Annotated in this window: 17 protein-coding genes and 3 tRNA genes; 10 read left to right on the plus strand and 10 right to left on the minus strand. The window is 44.6% G+C overall.

All coding sequences use genetic code 11. From position 1 onward, the window contains the following. Positions 1 to 62: 62 nt before the first annotated feature. Together M1D30_RS07750 and M1D30_RS07755 are read right to left on the minus strand one after the other, a co-directional pair. Positions 63 to 135 (minus strand) — tRNA-Pro (locus M1D30_RS07750). Positions 136 to 190: 55 nt separating this feature from the next. Beyond that, positions 191 to 1,378, minus strand: a complete 1,188-nt coding sequence (locus M1D30_RS07755) for an aminotransferase class I/II-fold pyridoxal phosphate-dependent enzyme (protein WP_248502651.1) — start codon at positions 1,376 to 1,378, stop codon at positions 191 to 193. A 149-nt stretch (positions 1,379 to 1,527) separates the two neighbouring features. Between M1D30_RS07755 and M1D30_RS07760 the strand changes: the two genes are divergently transcribed. The 4 genes from M1D30_RS07760 to ettA all read left to right on the plus strand — a co-directional run bounded on the left by M1D30_RS07760 (position 1,528) and on the right by ettA (position 4,812). Beyond that, positions 1,528 to 2,490: a diacylglycerol kinase family protein gene (locus M1D30_RS07760; RefSeq protein WP_248502653.1), complete on the plus strand. Its 963-nt coding sequence runs from the start codon at positions 1,528 to 1,530 to the stop codon at positions 2,488 to 2,490. Positions 2,491 to 2,778: 288 nt separating this feature from the next. Continuing rightward, a tRNA-Cys gene (locus tag M1D30_RS07765) sits at positions 2,779 to 2,850 on the plus strand. A gap of 50 nt (positions 2,851 to 2,900) precedes the next feature. Beyond that, a tRNA-Ser gene (locus tag M1D30_RS07770) sits at positions 2,901 to 2,990 on the plus strand. 124 nt (positions 2,991 to 3,114) lie between these two features. Beyond that, on the plus strand, positions 3,115 to 4,812 hold the full coding sequence (gene ettA, locus M1D30_RS07775; protein ID WP_248502654.1) for an energy-dependent translational throttle protein EttA: 1,698 nt from the start codon (positions 3,115 to 3,117) through the stop codon (positions 4,810 to 4,812). A 63-nt stretch (positions 4,813 to 4,875) separates the two neighbouring features. Here the strand turns inward: ettA and M1D30_RS07780 are convergent, their stop codons facing one another. The 8 genes from M1D30_RS07780 to M1D30_RS07815 form a co-directional block, all read right to left on the minus strand. Continuing rightward, positions 4,876 to 5,460 carry a YigZ family protein gene (locus M1D30_RS07780; protein ID WP_248502656.1) on the minus strand — a complete coding sequence of 195 codons (585 nt, stop codon included), beginning with the start codon at positions 5,458 to 5,460 and terminating at the stop codon, positions 4,876 to 4,878. 4 nt (positions 5,461 to 5,464) lie between these two features. After that, positions 5,465 to 6,712: a DUF1015 domain-containing protein gene (locus tag M1D30_RS07785; RefSeq protein WP_248502658.1), complete on the minus strand. Its 1,248-nt coding sequence runs from the start codon at positions 6,710 to 6,712 to the stop codon at positions 5,465 to 5,467. Positions 6,713 to 6,791: 79 nt separating this feature from the next. Further along, positions 6,792 to 7,709 carry an NAD(P)-dependent oxidoreductase gene (locus M1D30_RS07790; protein ID WP_248502660.1) on the minus strand — a complete coding sequence of 306 codons (918 nt, stop codon included), beginning with the start codon at positions 7,707 to 7,709 and terminating at the stop codon, positions 6,792 to 6,794. Positions 7,710 to 7,728: 19 nt separating this feature from the next. Further along, on the minus strand, positions 7,729 to 8,796 hold the full coding sequence (serC, locus tag M1D30_RS07795; RefSeq protein WP_248502662.1) for a 3-phosphoserine/phosphohydroxythreonine transaminase: 1,068 nt from the start codon (positions 8,794 to 8,796) through the stop codon (positions 7,729 to 7,731). A gap of 221 nt (positions 8,797 to 9,017) precedes the next feature. Continuing rightward, entirely contained in the window at positions 9,018 to 10,343 is a 1,326-nt protein-coding gene (locus tag M1D30_RS07800) for a DEAD/DEAH box helicase (RefSeq protein ID WP_248502663.1), read from the minus strand. A gap of 24 nt (positions 10,344 to 10,367) precedes the next feature. Further along, positions 10,368 to 11,852: a glycoside hydrolase family 10 protein gene (locus tag M1D30_RS07805; protein WP_248502665.1), complete on the minus strand. Its 1,485-nt coding sequence runs from the start codon at positions 11,850 to 11,852 to the stop codon at positions 10,368 to 10,370. A 16-nt stretch (positions 11,853 to 11,868) separates the two neighbouring features. Further along, positions 11,869 to 12,351, minus strand: coding sequence for an SsrA-binding protein SmpB (gene smpB, locus M1D30_RS07810; RefSeq protein ID WP_248502667.1), 483 nt, complete (start codon positions 12,349 to 12,351; stop codon positions 11,869 to 11,871). After that, on the minus strand, positions 12,344 to 12,856 hold the full coding sequence (locus M1D30_RS07815) for a DMP19 family protein (protein ID WP_248502669.1): 513 nt from the start codon (positions 12,854 to 12,856) through the stop codon (positions 12,344 to 12,346). Before M1D30_RS07815 ends, smpB begins: the two co-directional genes overlap by 8 nt. Before the next feature lie 195 nt (positions 12,857 to 13,051). Here M1D30_RS07815 and M1D30_RS07820 point away from each other — a divergent pair, with 195 nt between their 5' ends. From M1D30_RS07820 to araA, 6 genes are read left to right on the plus strand one after another with little or no spacing between them, the layout of a single operon-like run. After that, a complete protein-coding gene (locus M1D30_RS07820) occupies positions 13,052 to 14,236 on the plus strand; it encodes an aldose epimerase family protein (protein WP_248502671.1) in 1,185 nt (394 codons plus the stop codon). A 19-nt stretch (positions 14,237 to 14,255) separates the two neighbouring features. Beyond that, the gene (xylE, locus tag M1D30_RS07825; RefSeq protein WP_248502673.1) at positions 14,256 to 15,731 is read left to right on the plus strand and encodes a D-xylose transporter XylE; all 1,476 of its coding nucleotides are present in this window, start codon (positions 14,256 to 14,258) and stop codon (positions 15,729 to 15,731) included. Positions 15,732 to 15,754: 23 nt separating this feature from the next. Further along, positions 15,755 to 17,434: a sodium:solute symporter gene (locus M1D30_RS07830; protein WP_248502674.1), complete on the plus strand. Its 1,680-nt coding sequence runs from the start codon at positions 15,755 to 15,757 to the stop codon at positions 17,432 to 17,434. Between the two features lie 49 nt (positions 17,435 to 17,483). Then, complete coding sequence (locus tag M1D30_RS07835; protein WP_248502676.1) at positions 17,484 to 18,158, plus strand: NUDIX domain-containing protein; 675 nt, start codon at positions 17,484 to 17,486, stop codon at positions 18,156 to 18,158. 8 nt (positions 18,159 to 18,166) lie between these two features. After that, positions 18,167 to 18,877, plus strand: a complete 711-nt coding sequence (locus tag M1D30_RS07840; RefSeq protein WP_248502678.1) for an L-ribulose-5-phosphate 4-epimerase — start codon at positions 18,167 to 18,169, stop codon at positions 18,875 to 18,877. A gap of 26 nt (positions 18,878 to 18,903) precedes the next feature. Next, complete coding sequence (araA, locus tag M1D30_RS07845) at positions 18,904 to 20,442, plus strand: L-arabinose isomerase (RefSeq protein ID WP_248502679.1); 1,539 nt, start codon at positions 18,904 to 18,906, stop codon at positions 20,440 to 20,442. Positions 20,443 to 20,754 lie beyond the last annotated feature (312 nt).

Below are 20,754 nucleotides of genomic sequence, written 5' to 3' on the forward strand. Positions count from 1 at the left end.
TGGATAAAAAATTCATCTAAACAAAAATTGGGAGTCTTATTTCTAAGACTCCCAATACTTTGTCGAGGTGACAGGACTCGAACCTGCGACAGCCTGGTCCCAAACCAGGAACGCTACCAACTGCGCTACACCTCGATTTTGCGGGTGCAAAGGTACTAATTTTTTTGCACCCACACAAATTTTTTCGCAATTATTTGATAATTCCCTGCTCAATAAAGATTTTTTTCAGGATTTTCACGGAGCGTTCAACCTGCTCCTCTGTATGAGTAGCCATCAACGCATAGCGAACTAACGTATCCTGAGGAGCACATGCTGGAGGAATAACGGGGTTAATAAACACACCATTATTAAATGCAAGAGCCGTCACAAGGAATGTTTTCTCTGCATCGCGTACATAAAGAGGAATAATAGGACTCTCTGTCTCACCAATTTCAAAACCTTCCTCACGGAAACGCTTCAATGCATAGCGAGTTACATTCCACAACTTCTCAATACGCTCGGGTTCCTGCTGGATGATGTGCAAGGCCTCCATAGCTGCAGCTGTAGCAGCCGGTGTATTAGAAGCAGAGAAGATATATGTACGACATGTATGACGCAGGAAGTTAATTGTATCCTTATCAGAGCAGATAAAGCCACCAATACTAGCCAACGACTTTGAGAATGTGCCCATAATCAAATCAACTTCATCAGTCAAACCGAAATGATCACAAACGCCACGACCTTGACGTCCAAAGACACCAACTCCATGAGCTTCATCAACCATCACAGAGCAATTGTATTTATGCTTTAACTGAATAATCTCTGGCAACTTAGCCAAATCGCCCTCCATAGAGAACACACCATCAACAACAATCAGTTTTACGGCTTCCTGAGGCAATTTCTGAAGCACACGCTCCAAGTCAGCCATATCATTGTGCTTGTAATGCAACTGCTTAGCGAAAGCCAATCGTCTGCCATCAACAATACTTGCATGGTCACGATCATCACAGATGACATAGTCATCTTTACTTAGCAACGCAGGAATCACACCCTGATTTACACTAAAACCTGTTGACAGACAAAGGCAATCATCCTTACCAATAAATTTTGCAATCTCTTTCTCCAATTGTACGTGAATATCTAACGTACCATTAAGAAAACGGCTGCCTGCACAACCAGAGCCATATTTTTCAAGTGCTGCCTTTGCTTTATCAATGATGCGCTGATCTCCAGTCAAGCCTGTGTAGGCATTTGAGCCAAACATCAGAACCTTATGGCCGCCCATCTCGACTTCCGTTCCTTGCTTTCCAGTAATTTCACGGAAATAAGGATAGACTCCTTTCTCCATAAATTCCTGCGGAATACGATACGATTTGTATCTATCTTGTAGTTGTCCCATATTTGTTTTTATAGGTTTCTTTTTATTTCAGGCTGCAAAGTTACACAAAAATCCGTAAAACGTGCACATTTTTTATAATAAATGTTTGATTTTAGCATTTTTATTGTACCACATCACGTTATTTGAACTAAATTATGTACATTTGCACTATGGAAAACGAGAAAAAGAACATCACATTTATCGTAAACCCTATCTCTGGGACTAAGTCAAAAGATGAACTACCTCAACTTATTGGCCAACGGATAGATGCAAGCAAATACAATTGCCGGATTGTCTCAACAGAATATGCTGGACATGCAGCTGCCATTGCCAGCCAATGCGTTTCTGAAGGCGTTGATATCTGTGTAGCTGTAGGTGGTGACGGAACAGTCAATGAAGTAGCGCGTTCTCTAGTACATAGTCAAGTAGCATTAGGTATCATTCCCTGTGGCTCCGGAAATGGATTAGCTCGCCACCTATGTCTTCCAATGAACATGAAAGGAGCTATTGACATTATCAATCTAGGTCAAACAGCATTCTTCGACTATGGTGTCATCAATGAGAAACCTTTCTTTTGCACCTGCGGCATGGGATTTGACGCTTTCGTATCGTTGAAGTTTGCTGAAGCAGGCAAGCGCGGACTTGTCACTTATGTAGAAAATGTACTCAAAGAAGGTTTAAAGTACGAACCAGACACATATATTATTGAGGACGAAGCTGGCAAGAATAAATATAAAGCATTTCTTATCACCTGCGCAAACGCTGCGCAATATGGAAACAATGCATATATTGCTCCAGGTGCCTCAATGCAAGACGGAGTAATGGACATCATTATCATGGAACCTTTTAATGTTATAGAGGCACCAAAGATTGCAATGGATCTTTTTGCTAAAACACTCAGCAGCAACTCTCATATCAAAACGTTCCAAGCTCGAAGTATTCATATTCATCGCGAGCGTCCTGGTGCAGTGCACTTCGATGGTGACCCAATCAATATGGATACAGAGATTAACATTAGCATAAAGCCGCTTGGCCTAAAGGCTATTATCAATCCTGAGACAACAGAAGACCCTGCCCTACCCAATCCCATGGCCAACGCCATTAGTAGCATCATCGACAAAATCATCACTTAAGAATCTCCAAACTATTTAATAATAAATAAGGTAAAGGAATATTCTCTTTAACAAAGATGCAAACAACAATTGTAGCCATAATAATAACACTCTCAATAGTTTACATCTGCAAACGCATTTTTCAGCTCATGAATGCGACTAACGACCCGTGTTCATCATGTCAAGGCTGCGCACTGAAGGAGTTAAGAAGAAAAAATGGAGAAAATCGTCACTGTACTAACAAAAAATCCTATAAAAATTTGGTCAAACAAAAAAATAGTAGTACCTTTGCATCCGCAAACCGAAAAGGGTGCCTTGGATGAGTGGCTTAGTCAACGGTCTGCAAAACCGTCTACGGCGGTTCGAATCCGCCAGGCACCTCAAAAAAACCGCTGGAATCTCATCATTGATGGGGTTCCATTTTTCAAAAAGGAAGGTTGGCAGAGTGATCGATCGCGCTGGACTCGAAATCCGGTATACCCTTATGGGTATCGGGGGTTTGAATCCCTCACCTTCCGCCAAAAGAAAAAAGGAAACCGAAGAAACGGTTTCCTTTTATTGTTGCTAAGCATACGCATATTTTTAAATAAACCGTTTGGTAATTAAAGAAAATCAGTTATCTTTGCAACAAACAAATAAAGTATTATGGCAACAGCAGACGACAAAAAAGTTATTTTCTCAATGGTTGGTGTAAGCAAAACCATCCAGCAAAACCAGAAACAAGTTTTAAAGAACATTTATCTCAGTTTTTTCTATGGGGCAAAGATTGGCATCATTGGCCTAAATGGCGCAGGCAAATCAACCCTTATGAAAATTATTGCCGGATTAGACCAACAATATCAGGGAGATGTCGTTTGGAGCCCCGGCTACTCTGTTGGTTACCTACCACAAGAACCTCCTTTAAATGAAAACAAAACCGTAAAGGAGAATGTTATGGAAGGTGTACAACACGTATATGATGCACTTGCCGAATACGACGACATCAACGTCAAATTCGGCTTACCTGAGTACTATGAAAATCCCGACATGATGGACAAGTTAATGCAACGTCAAGCAGAACTACAGGACGTCATTGACGCAACAGATGCATGGAACATGGATTCAAAACTGGAACGCGCAATGGCTGCATTAAACTGCCCTCCTAGCGATTGGAGCGTAAAGAATCTTTCTGGAGGAGAACGACGCCGCGTAGCATTATGTCGACTGCTTCTACAGAAACCAGATGTACTGTTGCTTGATGAGCCCACGAACCATCTGGACGCAGAATCAATAGACTGGCTTGAGCAACATCTACAACAATATGAAGGAACCGTAATTGCCGTCACACACGACCGCTACTTTCTCGACGATGTAGCAGAATGGATTTTGGAGTTGGATCGTGGTGAAGGCATTCCTTGGAAAGGCAACTACTCAAGTTGGTTAGAGCAGAAGAGTCAACGATTGGCTCAAGAGGAAAAGCAGGCCTCAAAAAGACGCAAGACCCTTGAACGAGAATTAGAATGGGTGCGAATGGCCCCAAAGGCTCGCCATGCTAAAGGTAAGGCACGCTTGAATTCATACGAAACTATGTTAAACGAGGAACAGAAACAAAAAGAAGAAAAGTTAGAGATCTTTATTCCCAATGGTCCTCGCTTAGGAAACAAGGTTATTGAAGCAGAACATGTTGCGAAATCTTTCCCTGGAAAAGAGCTATTTAAAGACTTAAACTTCACACTACCACCGAATGGTATTGTAGGTGTTATAGGACCAAATGGCGTTGGAAAAACAACATTATTCCGACTCATTATGGGGCTAGAACAGGCAGATGCAGGTTCGTTCAGTGTAGGAGAAACTGTTAAGCTGTCGTATGTAGACCAACAGCACAAAGATATCGATCCTTCAAAATCTGTTTATGAGGTTGTAAGTCAAGGTAACGACTCTATCCGTATGGGAGGCAAAGACATCAATGTTCGTGCATACCTCAGCAGATTTAACTTTACTGGCGCTGATCAAGAGAAGAAATGCGGAGTTCTTTCAGGTGGTGAACGAAACCGCCTTCACTTAGCCATAGCATTAAAACAAGAAGGAAATGTACTTTTACTCGACGAACCAACTAACGATATCGACGTAAACACACTACGCGCCCTTGAGGAAGGCTTAGAAGCTTTTGCAGGTTGTGCCGTTGTTATAAGCCACGATCGTTGGTTCTTGGATCGTATTTGTACACACATCCTTGCTTTCGAAGGAAATGGGAATGTTTTTTACTTTGAAGGAAACTTTAGTGATTACGAAGCAAATAAAGCCATGAGACTTGGTCTAGAAGAGCCTAAGAAAGCGCGCTATCGTAAACTAATGGAAGAATAACAATTATAAAGAGAGAAAGAACTTAGTTTTGAGTAACATATGTTCGTTCTTAAGACATATTGTTCACTCAAAACTAAGTTTTGATAAACGTTCACGCAATTGTGCTGCATTTGACTGTCGAATAGCAAGGACAATACGACAAGTATTGTCGTAATCTTGTGAAACAATGCGAGGCTGCATATCTTTCACGATACGCATAACATCGTTCATCATCACATAAGGAAAATCATAGGTAATCAATTCCTCTACAGAACGAACCTCTATCTCAGCATGATTAATTGCATCTGCAGCAGCCTCTCGATAGGCAACAATTAGTCCGCTAGTACCTAGGTTGACGCCACCATAATAACGAACTACCACAATCAAAATGTCTGTAAGTTCATTGGAATTAATCTGTCCCAGAATAGGTTTTCCTGCCGTTGACGATGGTTCACCATCATCATTTGCACGAAAGTCTTCCCTTGCAGCCCCTAACATATAAGCATAGCAGACATGTCGTGCATCATAGTATTTCTTACGATAACCGGCAAGAATTTCTTTTATATCTTCGACAGTCTCTACATGGTGTGCAAAAGCGAGGAATTTACTCCGCTTCTCTGAGTAAAATCCCTCGCTGATATTTTTAACTGTTTTAAATTCGTCAATCATTGAATTAAGACAACTTATGAATCACCAGTCCTGAACGCAATTTTGGTTCGAACCAAGTAGCCTTTGGAGGCATAATCTTACCACTATCAGCAATATCCATAATCTGCTGCATAGATACTGGATACAGAGCCAACGCAGCACGCATCTCGCCTGAGTCAACACGGCGTTTCAACTCGCCCAGTCCACGCAGTCCACCAACAAAGTCGATACGCTGTGATGAGCGAAGGTCACCAATATTAAGAATCTTATCGAGAATCAATCGGCTAGAGATATCTACATCCAGTACACCGATTGGATCGGTATTGTCGTATGATCCCTCTTTTGCTTTCAAGCTGTACCAGTGCTGATCCAAATACAGTGAGAACTCATGCAACTGCTGAGGCTTATAAATCTCAGTACCCTTATCTTCTACCTCGAAGTTTACCTTCAGCGATGCGAGGAACTCCTCCGATGAGAGTCCGTTCAGATCCTTTACCACACGGTTGTAGTCCAGAATAGTCAACTGCGAAGCCTGGAAGCAAACTGCCATAAAGTAGTTATACTCCTCGGTGCCGTTATGGTTTGGATTCTGCTTCTGCTTCTCGGCACCTACCAGAGCTGCAGCAGCACTACGATGGTGACCATCAGCGATATACAGCGACGGCATCTTGGCAAACTGATCTGTGATAGTCTGCATATCCTTATCATCATTGATAACCCAGAACTGATGGCGGAAACCATCGATTGGGGCAATGAAGTCATATTCAGGCTCAGTAGCAGCATAACGCATAATCAGCCCGTTCAGCACTGCGTTATCAGGATAAGCAAAGAATACAGGCTCGATGTTAGCATTGTTTACACGAACATGCTTCATACGATCCTCTTCCTTATCGCGACGAGTAAGCTCATGCTTCTTAATATTGCCTTTCATATAGTCGTCCACATAAGCGCCAACTACCAGTCCGTACTGAGTCTTACCGTTCATGGTCTGAGCGTAGATGTAGTAATGCTCGGTAGCATCCTGCACCAGCCACCCCTTATCCTGGAACTTCTGGAAGTTCTCTGCAGCCTTCTCATACACACGAGAATCATACTCAGATGTGCCTACAGGGAAGTCGATCTCAGGTTTGATAATGTGATAGAGGCTTTTCTCATTATCACCAGCCTCTGCCCTCGCCTCTTCGCTATCAAGCACGTCATAAGGACGGCTCTCTACTTGTTCCACAAGATCTTTTGGGGGGCGAACACCCTTAAATGGTTTAATAATAGCCATGATTAATATGTATAACTTTTAAAACACAATAGTGCACAAGTAGGGCTACCCCCTCCTGTGCACCATATGTTTGCAATAATTACTTGTTCACCTGGAACCTTGTATCTCCGTCCTTGAAGAATGCGTTGATCTGCTTAGCAGCAGCAATACCGGCATTGATATTAGCCTCGGCTGTCTGAGCACCCATCTTCTTAGGAGTTGAGAAGTAACGACCTTCGAATTTAGCGAACTCGTCGTTAGCATCAGGCATGATATCTGTCACAAACTTCAGGTCCTCTCGCTCAGCCATCAGCTTAATCAGCTCAGGCTCGTTAATAACTTCCTTACGAGCTGTGTTAACCAGTACACCACCCTTCTTCATCTTGCCTACCAGAGCAGCGTTGATACTCTGCTTAGTCTCAGGTGTTGCAGGGATGTGCAGTGATACTACATCGCAAGTCTCGAACAGAGCGTCCTGATTAGCTACGGCGTGTACGCCAGCAGCCTCGATAACCTCTGCTGGGCAGAATGCATCGTAAGCATAAACCTCCATACCGAAGCCCTTAGCGATACGAGCCACGTTGCGACCTACATTACCGAAAGCCAGGATACCCAGCTTCTTACCAAGCAGCTCGCTACCGCTCTTGCCGTTGTAGAAACCACGTACGGCCATAACCAGAAGACCAAATACCAACTCGGCTACGGCATTTGAGTTCTGACCAGGAGTGTTCTCAGCTACTACATTGTGTGCTGTAGCTGCGGTCAGGTCGATGTTATCGTAACCAGCACCGGCACGAACAACGATCTTCAATTGCTTAGCAGCGTCCAGTACCTCTGCGTCAACCTTATCACTACGGATAATCAGCGCGTCGGCATCAGCAACTGCTGCCAGGAACTGAGCCTTCTCTGTATATTTCTCAAGCAGTACCAACTCATTGCCGGCTGCCTCAATCTCTGCCTTGATACCATTAACAGCAGCTGCTGCAAATGGCTTCTCTGTTGCGACTAATACTTTCATAACTTTCAATTGACAATATTTAGTGCTGAGCTTCAAATTCCTTCATGCATGCTACTAGAGCATTTACACCTTCAATAGTTTGAGCATTGTAACAAGAAGCGCGGAATCCGCCTACATCACGATGACCCTTCACGCCTACCATTCCCTTAGAAACGGCGAAGTCAAGGAAGTCCTTCTCAAGATCTTTGTACTCGGGGGCCATAACGAAGCAGAGGTTCATCAATGAACGATCTTGAGCCTGAGCAGTTCCTACAAACATCTTGTTTCTATCAATCTCACCATAGACAATTTCAGCACGCTGTTTAGCCAACTTATCCATTGCTTCAACACCACCCTGCTTCTTGATCCAGCGGAGGTTTTCCAAAGCGCAGTAGATGGGTACTACAGGAGGAGTATTAAACATTGAACCCTTTGACACGTGAGTGCGATAGTCAAGCATGGTAGGAATTTCGCGGGGAGCCTTACCAAGTGCGTCATCCTTCACGATGACGATGGTAACACCCGCCATAGCCAAATTCTTCTGAGCACCAGCATAGATAGCGTTGTACTTCTTCACATCAACAGGACGGCTGAATATATCTGAAGACATATCAGCAATCAGGGGCACTTCAACATCAAGATCTTTACGAATTTCTGTACCATAGATAGTATTGTTCGTAGTAATGTGCAAATAGTCAGCATCAGCAGGAACAGTAAAATCTTTAGGAATGAAGGTGTAGTTTGCATCAGCAGAAGAAGCCACTTCTACTACCTCTCCGAAAAGTTTTGCTTCCTTCATAGCTTTCTTTGCCCAAACACCTGTATTCAGGTAAGCAGCCTTCTTTACGAGGAAGTTATAGGGAATCATGCAGAACTCCAGTGAAGCGCCGCCACCAAGGAAGATAACGGAGTAACCCTCAGGAACATCAAGTAATTCCTTTACGAGCGCTACAGCCTCATCAACAACAGGCTGAAAGTCCTTAGCACGATGGCTGATCTCCATGAGAGAAAGACCAGAACCATTGAAATCAAGACACTGTTTGGCGGTTGCCTCAATGACCTCACGAGGAAGCATTGAAGGACCTGCATTAAAGTTGTACTTCTTCATAATTTTTTTTAGAATTGTTTATTGGTTTTATACTGATTCCTAAATTTGCGTGCGAAATTACACTTTTTATTTGAATTAGACAAATATTTTGGCAAAAATTAATGAAAAAGGTTGCTTTTCCTTTCAATTTGTCAAGTCAACCTAACAACAATTAATCATAAGCAAAGTTCGTTATATACATCTTTAGCATCAATTACTTCATCTACAACACCCCTCCATCGTCAACGAACTGGTTCGACCACCGTACGGACGCCTTTGATTTTCTCTCCACGAGTCAATCGTATGATTTGTTGAAGCTTCTCTCGTTTCACAGCAGCATACGCATAGCGATCAGAAACATCTATTCGTCCTATCTCACAGGTCTTAAGGCCACCCTTTTTACAGAGAAAACCAACGATATCACCTTTCGAGATTTTGTCTTTTCTGCCCTTACCAATATAAAGTGTAGCCATACAAGGTTGAGGAATCAACTCATCAGCAGAAGGTTCGTAAATCTGCGCCAGTGATTCCACAAACCCAGGAATATGTTCCTCCGGCCCCACGAGAAAAAAAGTACGTCCCACCTTATCCCAACGGGCAGTTCGGCCAATGCGATGCACCAGCGACTCTTCATTACCAGGAAGATGATAGTGAATAATATTATCAATATTGGGTATATCCAGACCACGAGAAGCCAAATCGGTAGAAACGAGAACTGTTGCCGAACCATTGGAGAACTTATAGAGAGCATCCTCACGCTGACGCTGTTCCATTCCGCCACGAAAGACACTAGTTACAAAACCCTGTTTACGCAAAAACTGATCCGTACGTTCCACTGAATCACGATAGTTCAAGAAAACAACACTCTGCGTCTCACCAAGCGACTTCAGCAACTGAGCCAGGGTATCGAGTTTATCCTTCACAGGGCACTGTACGCCATAAACTTCCACCCTATCGTTTAATCGTTCCTCTTCAATCAAATAATCGAGGCGATCAGTATGCCTCATCTCCACATAGCGAGGAATAATGTCGGTATCGGTAGCAGATAGAAGGAAACGACGCTCCAGCATAGGCAATTTACCCAACAGATGCGACATTTCATCCTGAAACCCCATTTCTAGACATTTATCAAACTCATCAATGACTATATATTTAATAAGGTGTTTATCGATATTTCCCTTATCCAAATGATCGTTCAATCGACCTGGCGTTCCGAATATCAATTGAGGGTGGTTCTTCTTCAGCAGCCTATGTTCGTCCATTGCTGTACGACCGCCATAACAAGCCTGCGAGCGAATACCTGATCCCATAGACAACTGAACTGTATTCGACTGAAGAGCCAGTTCACGTCCCGGCACAACAACCAAGGCCTGAACAGCGTCACTCTGAGCATCTAAAAACTGCACCAAAGGCAAAAGATATGCCAGTGTCTTACCTGTTCCAGTAGGCGATAGGACAACAATATCGTTACGTCCATGCAGGAAGTGATTTATTACATCCTGCTGCATATCATTGAGTTCGCTGATTCCCATCTTGGACAGCACTTTATCAAACGAATGTTCTTTCATAGTATAATGAATACTATAAGGTTATTACAACTTTACGGTCTTCTTTACCACCTTACTCTCCGCTTGAAGGCGGTTCAAAGCCGTGACCACATAAGTGTATTTATGACGACCGTCTTTGTAAGGTAACTTCAGGTAAGTATTCGACGTAATGGCAACTAATTTTGAAGGATCATCTGTATTTATCTTCATACCTTTCTCAAATCGATAGACAGCATACTGAGTAGCCATCTCGTCCCATTGCTTGCCGCGGGGAGAAGTCCAAAAAAGGATATAGCCATCACTAGTCCAAACAGGTTTCACTTTACGAGGTCTCTTGGGAGTCTTACTGCTAATGAACGACATCTGAGGTTGCATTGCAGGATAGCACCAGTAGTTATTACGCAGCATTGTAGCGTAGTTACCAGTATTATCAACAGCAGCCTTCGCGTACCACAGAACAGTACCTCGGACATTGCTCATCTGCTGATGCAGACGATATTTTGCAGGTTGCTGGTTCTGACTAGGATTTTGAGGATCAGCATTTTTCACCGTGCGCTCTATATCTTCACCAATGAACAGCGGACGACCACCAGCATGTTGGTTCCACCAGCGAATCAACGTATCATAGTCTGCTGCTTTATTACCAATTTCCCAATAAATTTGCGGAACACAGTAGTCCAACCATCCATTATTTATCCACAATAACACATCAGCATAAAGATCATCATAATTTTGCAAACCATTTGTATTACTGCCTATAGCAGCACTTCTCTTATTGCGATAAATACCAAAGGGCGAGATACCCACCTTCACCCAAGGCTTTGTCGCATGTACTGTCTCATAGAACTGCTTTATAAAGAGATTTACATTATAGCGACGCCAGTCGCCACGGTCTTTAATTCCATTGCTGTACATTCGATATTGCTGATCATCGGGAATAACCTGTCCAGCTGCAGGATAAGGATAAAAATAGTCATCCATATGAATACCGTCAATATCATAGCGCGATACGATGTCCTTAGCCACCTGACAGATATAATCGCGATTCTCGGGAATACCAGGATTAAGAATGAGCAGATCATCATAAGAAAAGCAACGCTCAGGATGAGTCACACCAACATGATTAGAAGCTAACATTGAGGTACCTTTAGTCTTGGCACGATAGGGATTGATCCATGCATGAAGTTCCATACCACGCTGGTGACATTGTTCAATCATCCACTGCAGAGGATCCCAATATGGCGACGGGGCTTTTCCTTGCTGACCAGTCAAGAAACGGCTCCATGGTTCAATATTACTCTGATAAAGCGCATCACATTCCGGACGAACTTGAAAGATAATAGCATTTACTCCATCTTTTTTTAATTCATCTAACTGGTAGAGCAACGTCTGCTGCATTTTAAGAGTACCCATACCTTGAAACTGTCCATTCACGCATTGTATCCACGCACCACGGAATTCTCTTTTTTGCTGTGCGGCAACACAAATTGCAATCAGCAAACCAACTACTACAAACAAAAACTTTCTCATTCTCCAAAACTAATGTTTATTTATATACCTTCATCGCGCGATCCATCTCACGTCTATCCTCCTTTTCCTTCAACGTCTGACGCTTATCAAAAGCCTTCTTTCCTTTACACAATGCAATATCCATCTTTGCTCTTCCATGTTCATCAATGAACACCAATGTAGGAACAATGGTATACCCTGTCTGCTTTGTCGCACTCTCCAGACGAGCTATCTCACGCCGCGTCAACAACAATTTACGTTCACGTTTTTGCTCATGATTATTATACGATCCATAAAAATACGGACTTATAGACATACCTTTAACCCACAACTCACCACGGATAATTGAGCAGTAGGTATCCACTAATGATGCTTTACCCGCGCGAATAGATTTAATCTCTGTACCCGTAAGCACGATGCCTGCTGTGTATTCCTCTATAAAGAAATATTCGAATGAAGCCTTCCTGTTCTTTATCTGCACAGGGCTCTTCTTTCGGAGTTCCTGTTCTTGTTTATTCATTCTCTATTACCACAAACTTTTCTATATTTTCATCTACATAATGGGCAACCTGCTCTGTCCATCTTTCCTCATTTTCCACAAACATATCGTCGTAGTCATCAAACTGAGGATACTTTTCAAAGAGCGCCATAAACTCCTCGTCCGAGCATTCCATCTCCAACACTTCGCGATTCTCGAGCCATAATGTATGAACCTCGTAAAGCATCTTCGAGAGATCTCGCATATGCCACATCTTATTCAAGGCCTTGGCAAAGGGATTCTTGAAGATAAAGGGGCCATATCCATTGTGTATCAACTGGATAAAGCCTCCATCCATCACCTCTTGATGGAGTGTATCCCAACAGAGCAGAGTCATCTGATCGGCATTCAACGCCTGCATCACTTCCACCGTAGGCTCGCCACCAACAGCTTTGCGAATAGCATGAATAATAACCTGAAGGAATGCATCCATTCCTTTCATAGCAGCTTCACTCAGTTGTGCATCTTGTACTTTAATCTCTTTCATAATATATGTTTATGGACTGCAAAGTTAATCATTTCACACCACAAATCAACCACATAAGGCAAAAAAATTGTTAAAAGAAGGCGCCTACTACAAAATAGATTGCCATTGTCTTGGGTAGAACAAATAAAAATTGTAACTTTACACCCAATTTTAAAATAATAACTAAAACTGTTTAATTTAAACCTATCAAAAACAATGAAAGCATTGAAAGCTTCACTTTTTGGATTTGGGGCACTGGTGGCTCTCACGATGATGTCGTGTGATCCCCAACCAACCGCATCTGAATTAACTGCTTCGGGCCTTAACCCAGCTAAGTTTGACACAATTATTAACGGTGATACCGTAAAGCTCTACACCTTAAAAGGAGACAAGGGCATGGAAGTATGTATCACAAATTATGGTGGACGAATTGTTTCGCTGATGGTACCCGACAAAAACGACTCACTCATTGACGTTGTACTTGGCTTCGACAACATTGCCCAGTACATGGAGAAGACCACCGACTACGGTTCAAGTGTTGGCCGCTATGCCAACCGAATCAACATGGGTCGCTTTGTGCTAAATGGCGACACCATTCAATTGAAGCAAAACGACAAGCACGATGGACGCGACCATTGTCTACATGGCGGCGGCGATACGGGTTGGATGAACAAGGTATACAAAGCTGAGCAGATTGACGAGCAGACTTTGAAGCTAACCATCGTAGCTGAAGACGGCGAGAACGGATTCCCTGGTACTGTAACTGCCACCACAACTTATAAGATCGTCAATGGCAATACCCTCGACATCACGTGGGAGGCTACCACAGACAAGCCCACTATCATCAACCAGACCAATCACAACTACTACAATCTCTCAGGCGATTTTGAGGAAGAAGCTGGCGGCTTGAATCAGCTACTAATGGTGAATGCTGATTCATTTACCGTGGCCGACGACTCATATATGCCTACCGGTGAGATTCGCGCAGTTGAGGGCACAACAATGGATCTCCGCACCGAACATGCAATCATTGACGGACTAGATCGCGAGTTCAATCAAGTAAAGAATGCGAATGGCGGTTATGACCACAATTGGTGTTTAAACACCAAAGGTGATGACACACAGGTATGCGCTACACTTTACAGTCCCAAAACCGGCATCTTCATGGAGATGTTTACAAACGAACCTGGTGTACAGGTTTACACTGGCAATTTCCAGGGTATTCAGGGTGAGGAGAAGATCGTTCGCAAGCATGGCAAACACTATCCTCAGTACATCTCAGTTTGTCTGGAAAGCCAAAAGTACCCCGACTCACCCAACCATCCCGAATGGCCTAGTCCAGTACTTAATCCCGGCGAGAAGTACTACAGTCACGCCGCCTATAAGTTCTCTGTCAAATAACAAATAACAATCAAGTATTATGGCACAGAATGAAAATGGTAGCAGAGGCTATTTAATTAGTATAGTTATGGTAGCAGTATTAGGCGGACTTTTGTTTGGCTATGATACTGCTGTGATTTCTGGAGCAGAAAAGGGACTTCAAGCATTCTTCAAGACAGCTGGAGACTTTGACTACACCGATGGTTGGCACGGCTTTACTTCTGCGAGTGCCCTGATTGGCTGTATCATTGGCTCTGCAATATCTGGTTTCCTGGCCACCAACCTTGGTCGCAAGAAATCACTCATCATTGCAGGCCTCTTGTTCTTTATATCAGCATTAGGAAGCATGGATCCCGAATTTCTTTTCTTTGAATACGGTCATCCTTCATATTCGCTAGCGCTGATGTTCAACTTCTATCGTGTGATTGGCGGCATCGGCGTAGGTTTGGCTTCTGCCATCTGTCCTATGTACATTGGCGAGGTGGCTCCTTCTGGCATCCGTGGTATGCTGGTTTCTTGGAACCAATTTGCCATCATCTTTGGTCAGTTGGTGGTTTACTTCGTCAACTTCTTCATCCTAGGCGACCATATCCAACCAGCAGTAGAAGAAATGGGAAAGACTCTCGCCTCTCTTGATCCAAAAGCTGTATGGACTGTGGAAACCGGATGGCGCTATATGTTCGGAAGTGAGGCAGTGCCCGCAGGCCTCTTCGCGCTGCTCATCTGCTTCGTACCCGAGACCCCACGCTATCTTGTATCAATTGGTCAGGACCAGAAAGCTCTTGGCATCCTTTCAAAGATCAACGGCAGCAGCAAGGCAACTCAGATTCTGCAGGACATCAAGGACACTATGGTAGTGAAGACTGAGAAACTGATGACCTATGGTTTTGTCTGCATCTTTGTCGGCATTATGCTGTCTGTGTTTCAACAGGCTGTAGGTATCAATGCCGTGCTCTACTATGCGCCACGTATCTTCGGTGATATGGGAATGGACAATCCTATGATTCTCACCGTATTTATGGGTATTGTCAATATTCTCTTTACCCTCGTAGCCATCTTCACTGTCGAGAAGTGGGGTCGCAAGCCACTTCTTATTTGGGGATCAATTGGAATGGCTATTGGCGCACTGGGGGTGGCCATCAGTTTCGGACATGCTGGTCTGGAGTTTGTCACCGCTGCCTCTATCATGGTCTACGCGGCCTCGTTCATGTTCTCATGGGGCCCCATCACATGGGTTCTTATTGCCGAGATCTTCCCCAACACCATTCGTGGTGGTGCCGTGGCCATTGCAGTAGCTTTCCAGTGGATATTCAATTTTATAGTTTCCTCAACCTTCGTGCCCATGTTCAACATGCACCTTACAGAAGGTGATGATTTCGGACACTGGTTTACCTACGGCCTCTATGGTCTCATCTGTCTGCTGGCAGCCCTCTTCGTATGGAAGATGGTGCCTGAAACCAAAGGCAAGACGTTAGAAGATATGACCGCTATGTGGAAAAACAGAAAACAACAATAATAACTTAAAAAAACTACAAATTTATGGCATTATTAGACTGGATTGTCATCGGGCTCTTTACAATTGCCCTGATTGGCATAGTAGTATGGGTTGTTAGTCAGAAGAACAACAACTCAGCAGACTATTTTTTAGGTGGTAAGGATGCAACATGGATTGCCATCGGTGCATCTATCTTCGCCTCAAACATTGGTTCAGAGCACCTTATCGGCCTCGCCGGCGCTGGTGCTTCGTCGGGTATGGCTATGGCCCACTGGGAGATTCAGGGTTGGATGATCCTGATTCTGGGTTGGGTGTTCGTTCCTTTCTACACACGCAGTATGGTTTACACCATGCCTGAGTTCCTGGAGCGCCGCTTCAACAAGGAGAGCCGCACCATCCTCTCTGTCATCTCACTCATCTCTTACGTGCTCACCAAGGTGGCCGTCACCGTCTATGCCGGTGGTCTGGTGTTCCAGCAGGTGTTTGGCATCGAAGAACTTTGGGGCATCGATTTCTTCTGGATTGCCGCTATCGGTCTGGTACTCATCACGGCCCTCTACACCATCTTCGGTGGCATGAAGAGCGTGCTTTACACATCTGTTCTCCAGACTCCTATCCTGCTCCTCGGTTCACTCATCATCCTCGTGCTGGGCTTCAAGGCTCTGGGTGGATGGGATCAGATGATGTCTATCTGCGGTGCTGTTGATGCCAACGAGTATGGCGACAAGATGACCTCGCTCATCCGCGACAACCGCGACGCCAACTATCCCTGGTTGGGCGCCCTCATCGGTTCTGCCGTTATCGGTTTCTGGTATTGGTGTACCGACCAGTACATCGTTCAGCGCGTACTCTCTGGCAAGAATGAGAAAGAAGCTCGCCGTGGTACCATCTTCGGTGCCTACCTAAAACTGCTGCCCGTGTTCTTGTTCCTCATCCCCGGTATGATTGCTTTCGCCATGAGCACCAAGGGTGTTACCCTGCCCAACGGTGAGGTATTCGTGCTCTCTACTCCCGACGCTGCCTTCCCCACCCTCGTGGCCAAGTTGCTGCCTGCTGGTGTGAAGGGCCTGGTGGTCTGCGGTATCCTGGCAGCCTTAATGTCCTCACTGGCATCTCTTTTCAACTCTTCAGCCATGCTGTTCACCATTGACTTCTGGAAACGCCTCAAGCCCGAGACTCCCGAGAAGCAGTTGGTGCGCATCGGTCAGATTGCCACCGTGGTCATCGTAATTCTCGGCATCCTGTGGATTCCCATTATGCGCTCTGTAGGCGATGTGCTCTATAACTACCTGCAGGACGTTCAGTCTGTGCTTGCTCCTGGTATTGCCTCTGCCTTCCTGCTGGGTATTTGCTGGAAGCGTGCTTCAGCCAAGGGTGGCATGTGGGGTTTGCTGTCTGGTATCATCATCGGTCTCACCCGTCTGAGTGCCAAGGTTTACTACAGCAACGCTACCGACGCTACCGACTCATGGTTCAAGGCTGTGTTCTATGACTTCAACTGGCTGTTCTTCTGCGGCGCTATGCTGGTGGTCTGCTGTTTGGTTGTCATCGTGGTGTCACTTATCACCGAGGCTCCTGACGAGAAAAAAATCCAGGGTTTGGTATTCGGAACATCTACCCCCGAGCAGGTGGCTGCTACACGTGCTAGTTGGAACAAGTGGGATGTCATCCACACCATTATCATCTTAGGCTTCACAGCAGCCTTCTACTATTATTTCTGGTAAGTCAATTCTAGAATGCATAATTCATAATGCATAACATATAATAAGCGAAATGACTTACTATATTGAACATTCGAAAGTCTGGGTGTCGGTCGATGTCATCATCTTCGGCTTTGATGAGCAGAAACTGAAGGTACTCATCGGCCGACGCCAGATGGATCCCGGACGCGGCGAGTGGAGCCTCTATGGAGGCTTCGTCGCTGCTGACGAGAGCATCGATGATGCTGCCAAACGAACCTTGGAAACACTAACAGGCCTTAACAACCTGTATATGCGACAAGTAGGAGCCTTTGGAAGCATTGACCGTGACCCTGGTGAACGCGTCATCTCTATTGCCTATTACGCATTAATTAACGTAAAGGACTACGACGAGAAGTTACGCCAAGAGCATGGTGTAGAATGGGTTGACATCAACGAGATACCCATCCTATATTCAGACCACAACCAAATGGTAAAGCAGGCCCTGCGTATTATGCGCCAAAAAATCAAGACTGCCCCCATCAGTTTCCGTCTATTACCCCAACTCTTCACCCTCACACAACTGCAGCGTCTCTATGAAGCCGTTATTGGCGAAGAAGTTGACAAACGTAACTTTCGTAAACGCATTAAGGAAATGGACTTCATTGAGAAGACAAATCTTATCGATAAGAAGTCATCAAAACGTGGTGCGGCCTTATACCGTTTCAATAATAAGGCCTACGATGAAGATTCAAAATTTAAATTATAAAGAACACTATGTTAGAAGAACTCAAACAGAAAGTATTTAAGGCCAACTTAGACCTAGTAAAGCAGGGACTAGTAATCTTTACCTGGGGTAATGTCTCTGGTATTGACCGTGAAAAGGGGCTCGTTGTCATTAAGCCATCAGGCGTAAGCTACGACGAGATGAAAGCTGAGGACATGGTGGTGGTTGATTTGGAAAGTGGTAAGGTTGTTGAAGGCGACCTCAACCCCTCAAGCGATACACCTACCCACCTTGTATTATACAAAGCGTTCCCTAACATTCAGGGCGTGGTCCACACTCACTCTACCTATGCCACCGCTTTCGCTCAAGCAGGCAAGGACATCCCCAATATCGGAACTACTCATGCCGACTACTTCTACAAGGATATCCCATGCACTCGCGACATGACCGAAGCTGAGGTTAAAGGTCAGTACGAGTTGGAGACAGGTAATGTGATTGTTGACGAAGTTCTAAACATCCGTAAAATCAATCCCGATCACACACCTGCCGTATTGGTTAAGAACCATGGTCCGTTCTCATGGGGAACATCTCCTGACAACGCAGTATATAACGCAAAGGTAATGGAACAATGTGCCAAAATGGCCTTTATTGCATTCTCAGTGAATCCCAACTTAACAATGAACCCTTTGCTCATCGAGAAACATTATATGCGCAAACATGGCCCCAATGCCTATTATGGACAGAAAGGACAAAAACATTAATTCTAATCACTAAAATAGATACACTTATGAAAGCATTTGATAATTATGAGATTTGGTGGGTAACAGGCGCACAGCTCCTGTACGGAGGCGATGCCGTTGTTGCAGTTGACGGACACTCAAAGGAAATGGTTGACGGTCTGAACAAGAGCGGCAACATTCCCGTAAAGATTGTGTATAAAGGCACAGCCAACAGTTCAAAGGAGGTAGAGCAGATTATGCTTGCTGCTAACAACGACGAGAAGTGCGTAGGTATCATCACCTGGATGCACACCTTCTCCCCCGCCAAGATGTGGATTAAAGGTCTTCAGCAGTTACAGAAACCTCTGTGCCACTTCCATACACAGTATAATGCCGAAATCCCCTGGAGCGACATCGACATGGACTTCATGAACCTGAACCAGAGTGCTCACGGTGATATCGAGTTCGGACATATCTGCACACGCATGCGTATCGCCCGTAAAGTGGTTTGCGGTTATTGGAAGGATGAAAAAGTTCAGAAACAGATTGCCGTTTGGGCTCGCGTAGCAACTGGTGTTGCAGATGCTCACAACGTGCGCTGTCTGATGTTTGGCATGAACATGAACAACGTTGCTGTTACTGATGGTGACCGCGTAGAGTTCGAGCAGCGTCTAGGCTACCACGTTGACTACTACCCCGTATCTTCACTGATGGAGTACTTCAAGCAGGTCACCGATAAGGAGGCCGACGAGCTCGTTGAGGAGTATAAAAAACTCTACACCATCAAGATTGACGAGAGCGGAGAACAAGTTTACTGGGAGAAAGTGAAGAACGCTGCCAAGGCCGAGATTGCCCTGCGCCGCGTACTGAAGGACGAGGGCGCTACTGCCTTCACCACCAACTTCGACGACCTTGGTGATGCCAACATCGATGATCCTAACTTCTGCGGATTCGACCAGATTCCAGGTCTCGCTTCACAGCGCCTGATGCAGGAGGGTTACGGTTTCGGTGCCGAGGGCGACTGGAAGACAGCCTGCCTCTATCGCACCCTGTGGGTTATCCAGCAGGGAATGCCTACCGGCTGCTCTTTCCTGGAAGACTACACCCTCAACTTTGCCGGCGACAAGAGCTCTTGCCTGCAGAGTCACATGCTCGAGGTTTGTCCGCTCATCGCTACCGACAAGCCCAAACTCGAGGTTCACTTCCTCGGCATTGGTATTCGAAAGCAGCAAACCGCCCGTTTGGTGTTCACCTCAAAAACCGGTGCAGGAATCAAGGCCACCGTTGTAGACCTTGGTAACCGCTTCCGTCTGATTTCTCAGGAGGTAGAGTGCATCGAGCCCAAGCCCATGCCTAAGCTTCCCGTGGCTTCTGCCCTGTGGATTCCCCAGCCCAGTTTCGAGGTTGGCGCTGCTGCATGGATCCTGGCTGGTGGTACTCACCACAGTGCTTTCTCTTATGACATTAATGAAGAGTACTGGGAAGACTTCGCCGAAATGCTGGGCATTGAGTATGTAAAGATCAACAAGCAGACAAATATTGCTGATTTCAAGCAGACCCTCCGCAATAATGAAATGTACTTTATGCTGAACAAATCACTGAAGTAAATCATTATTACCTTCATAACAAAAGAACTCTGAGTCAATTTGATTCAGAGTTTTTTTTATTTACCATATCATAGATTAATGTCACACAAAACATAATACCTGCAAGCATTAAATATATCATTTACATGTGGCAAGCATTGCATTTGCTGCCAATAAGTATCACATTTGTATATTCATTTACCATTAAAAATAATACCATATTTTCAATATTATTTATTCATTTATCTATCACACCATATTTTATTATTATACCATATATATATGAAAAGACATGGAAATATTTGGCTATGTGAGCGGAAAATGTTACCTTTG

Source organism: Prevotella sp. E15-22, assembly GCF_023204875.1.
In the GTDB taxonomy this organism is placed as follows: Bacteria; Bacteroidota; Bacteroidia; order Bacteroidales; family Bacteroidaceae; genus Prevotella.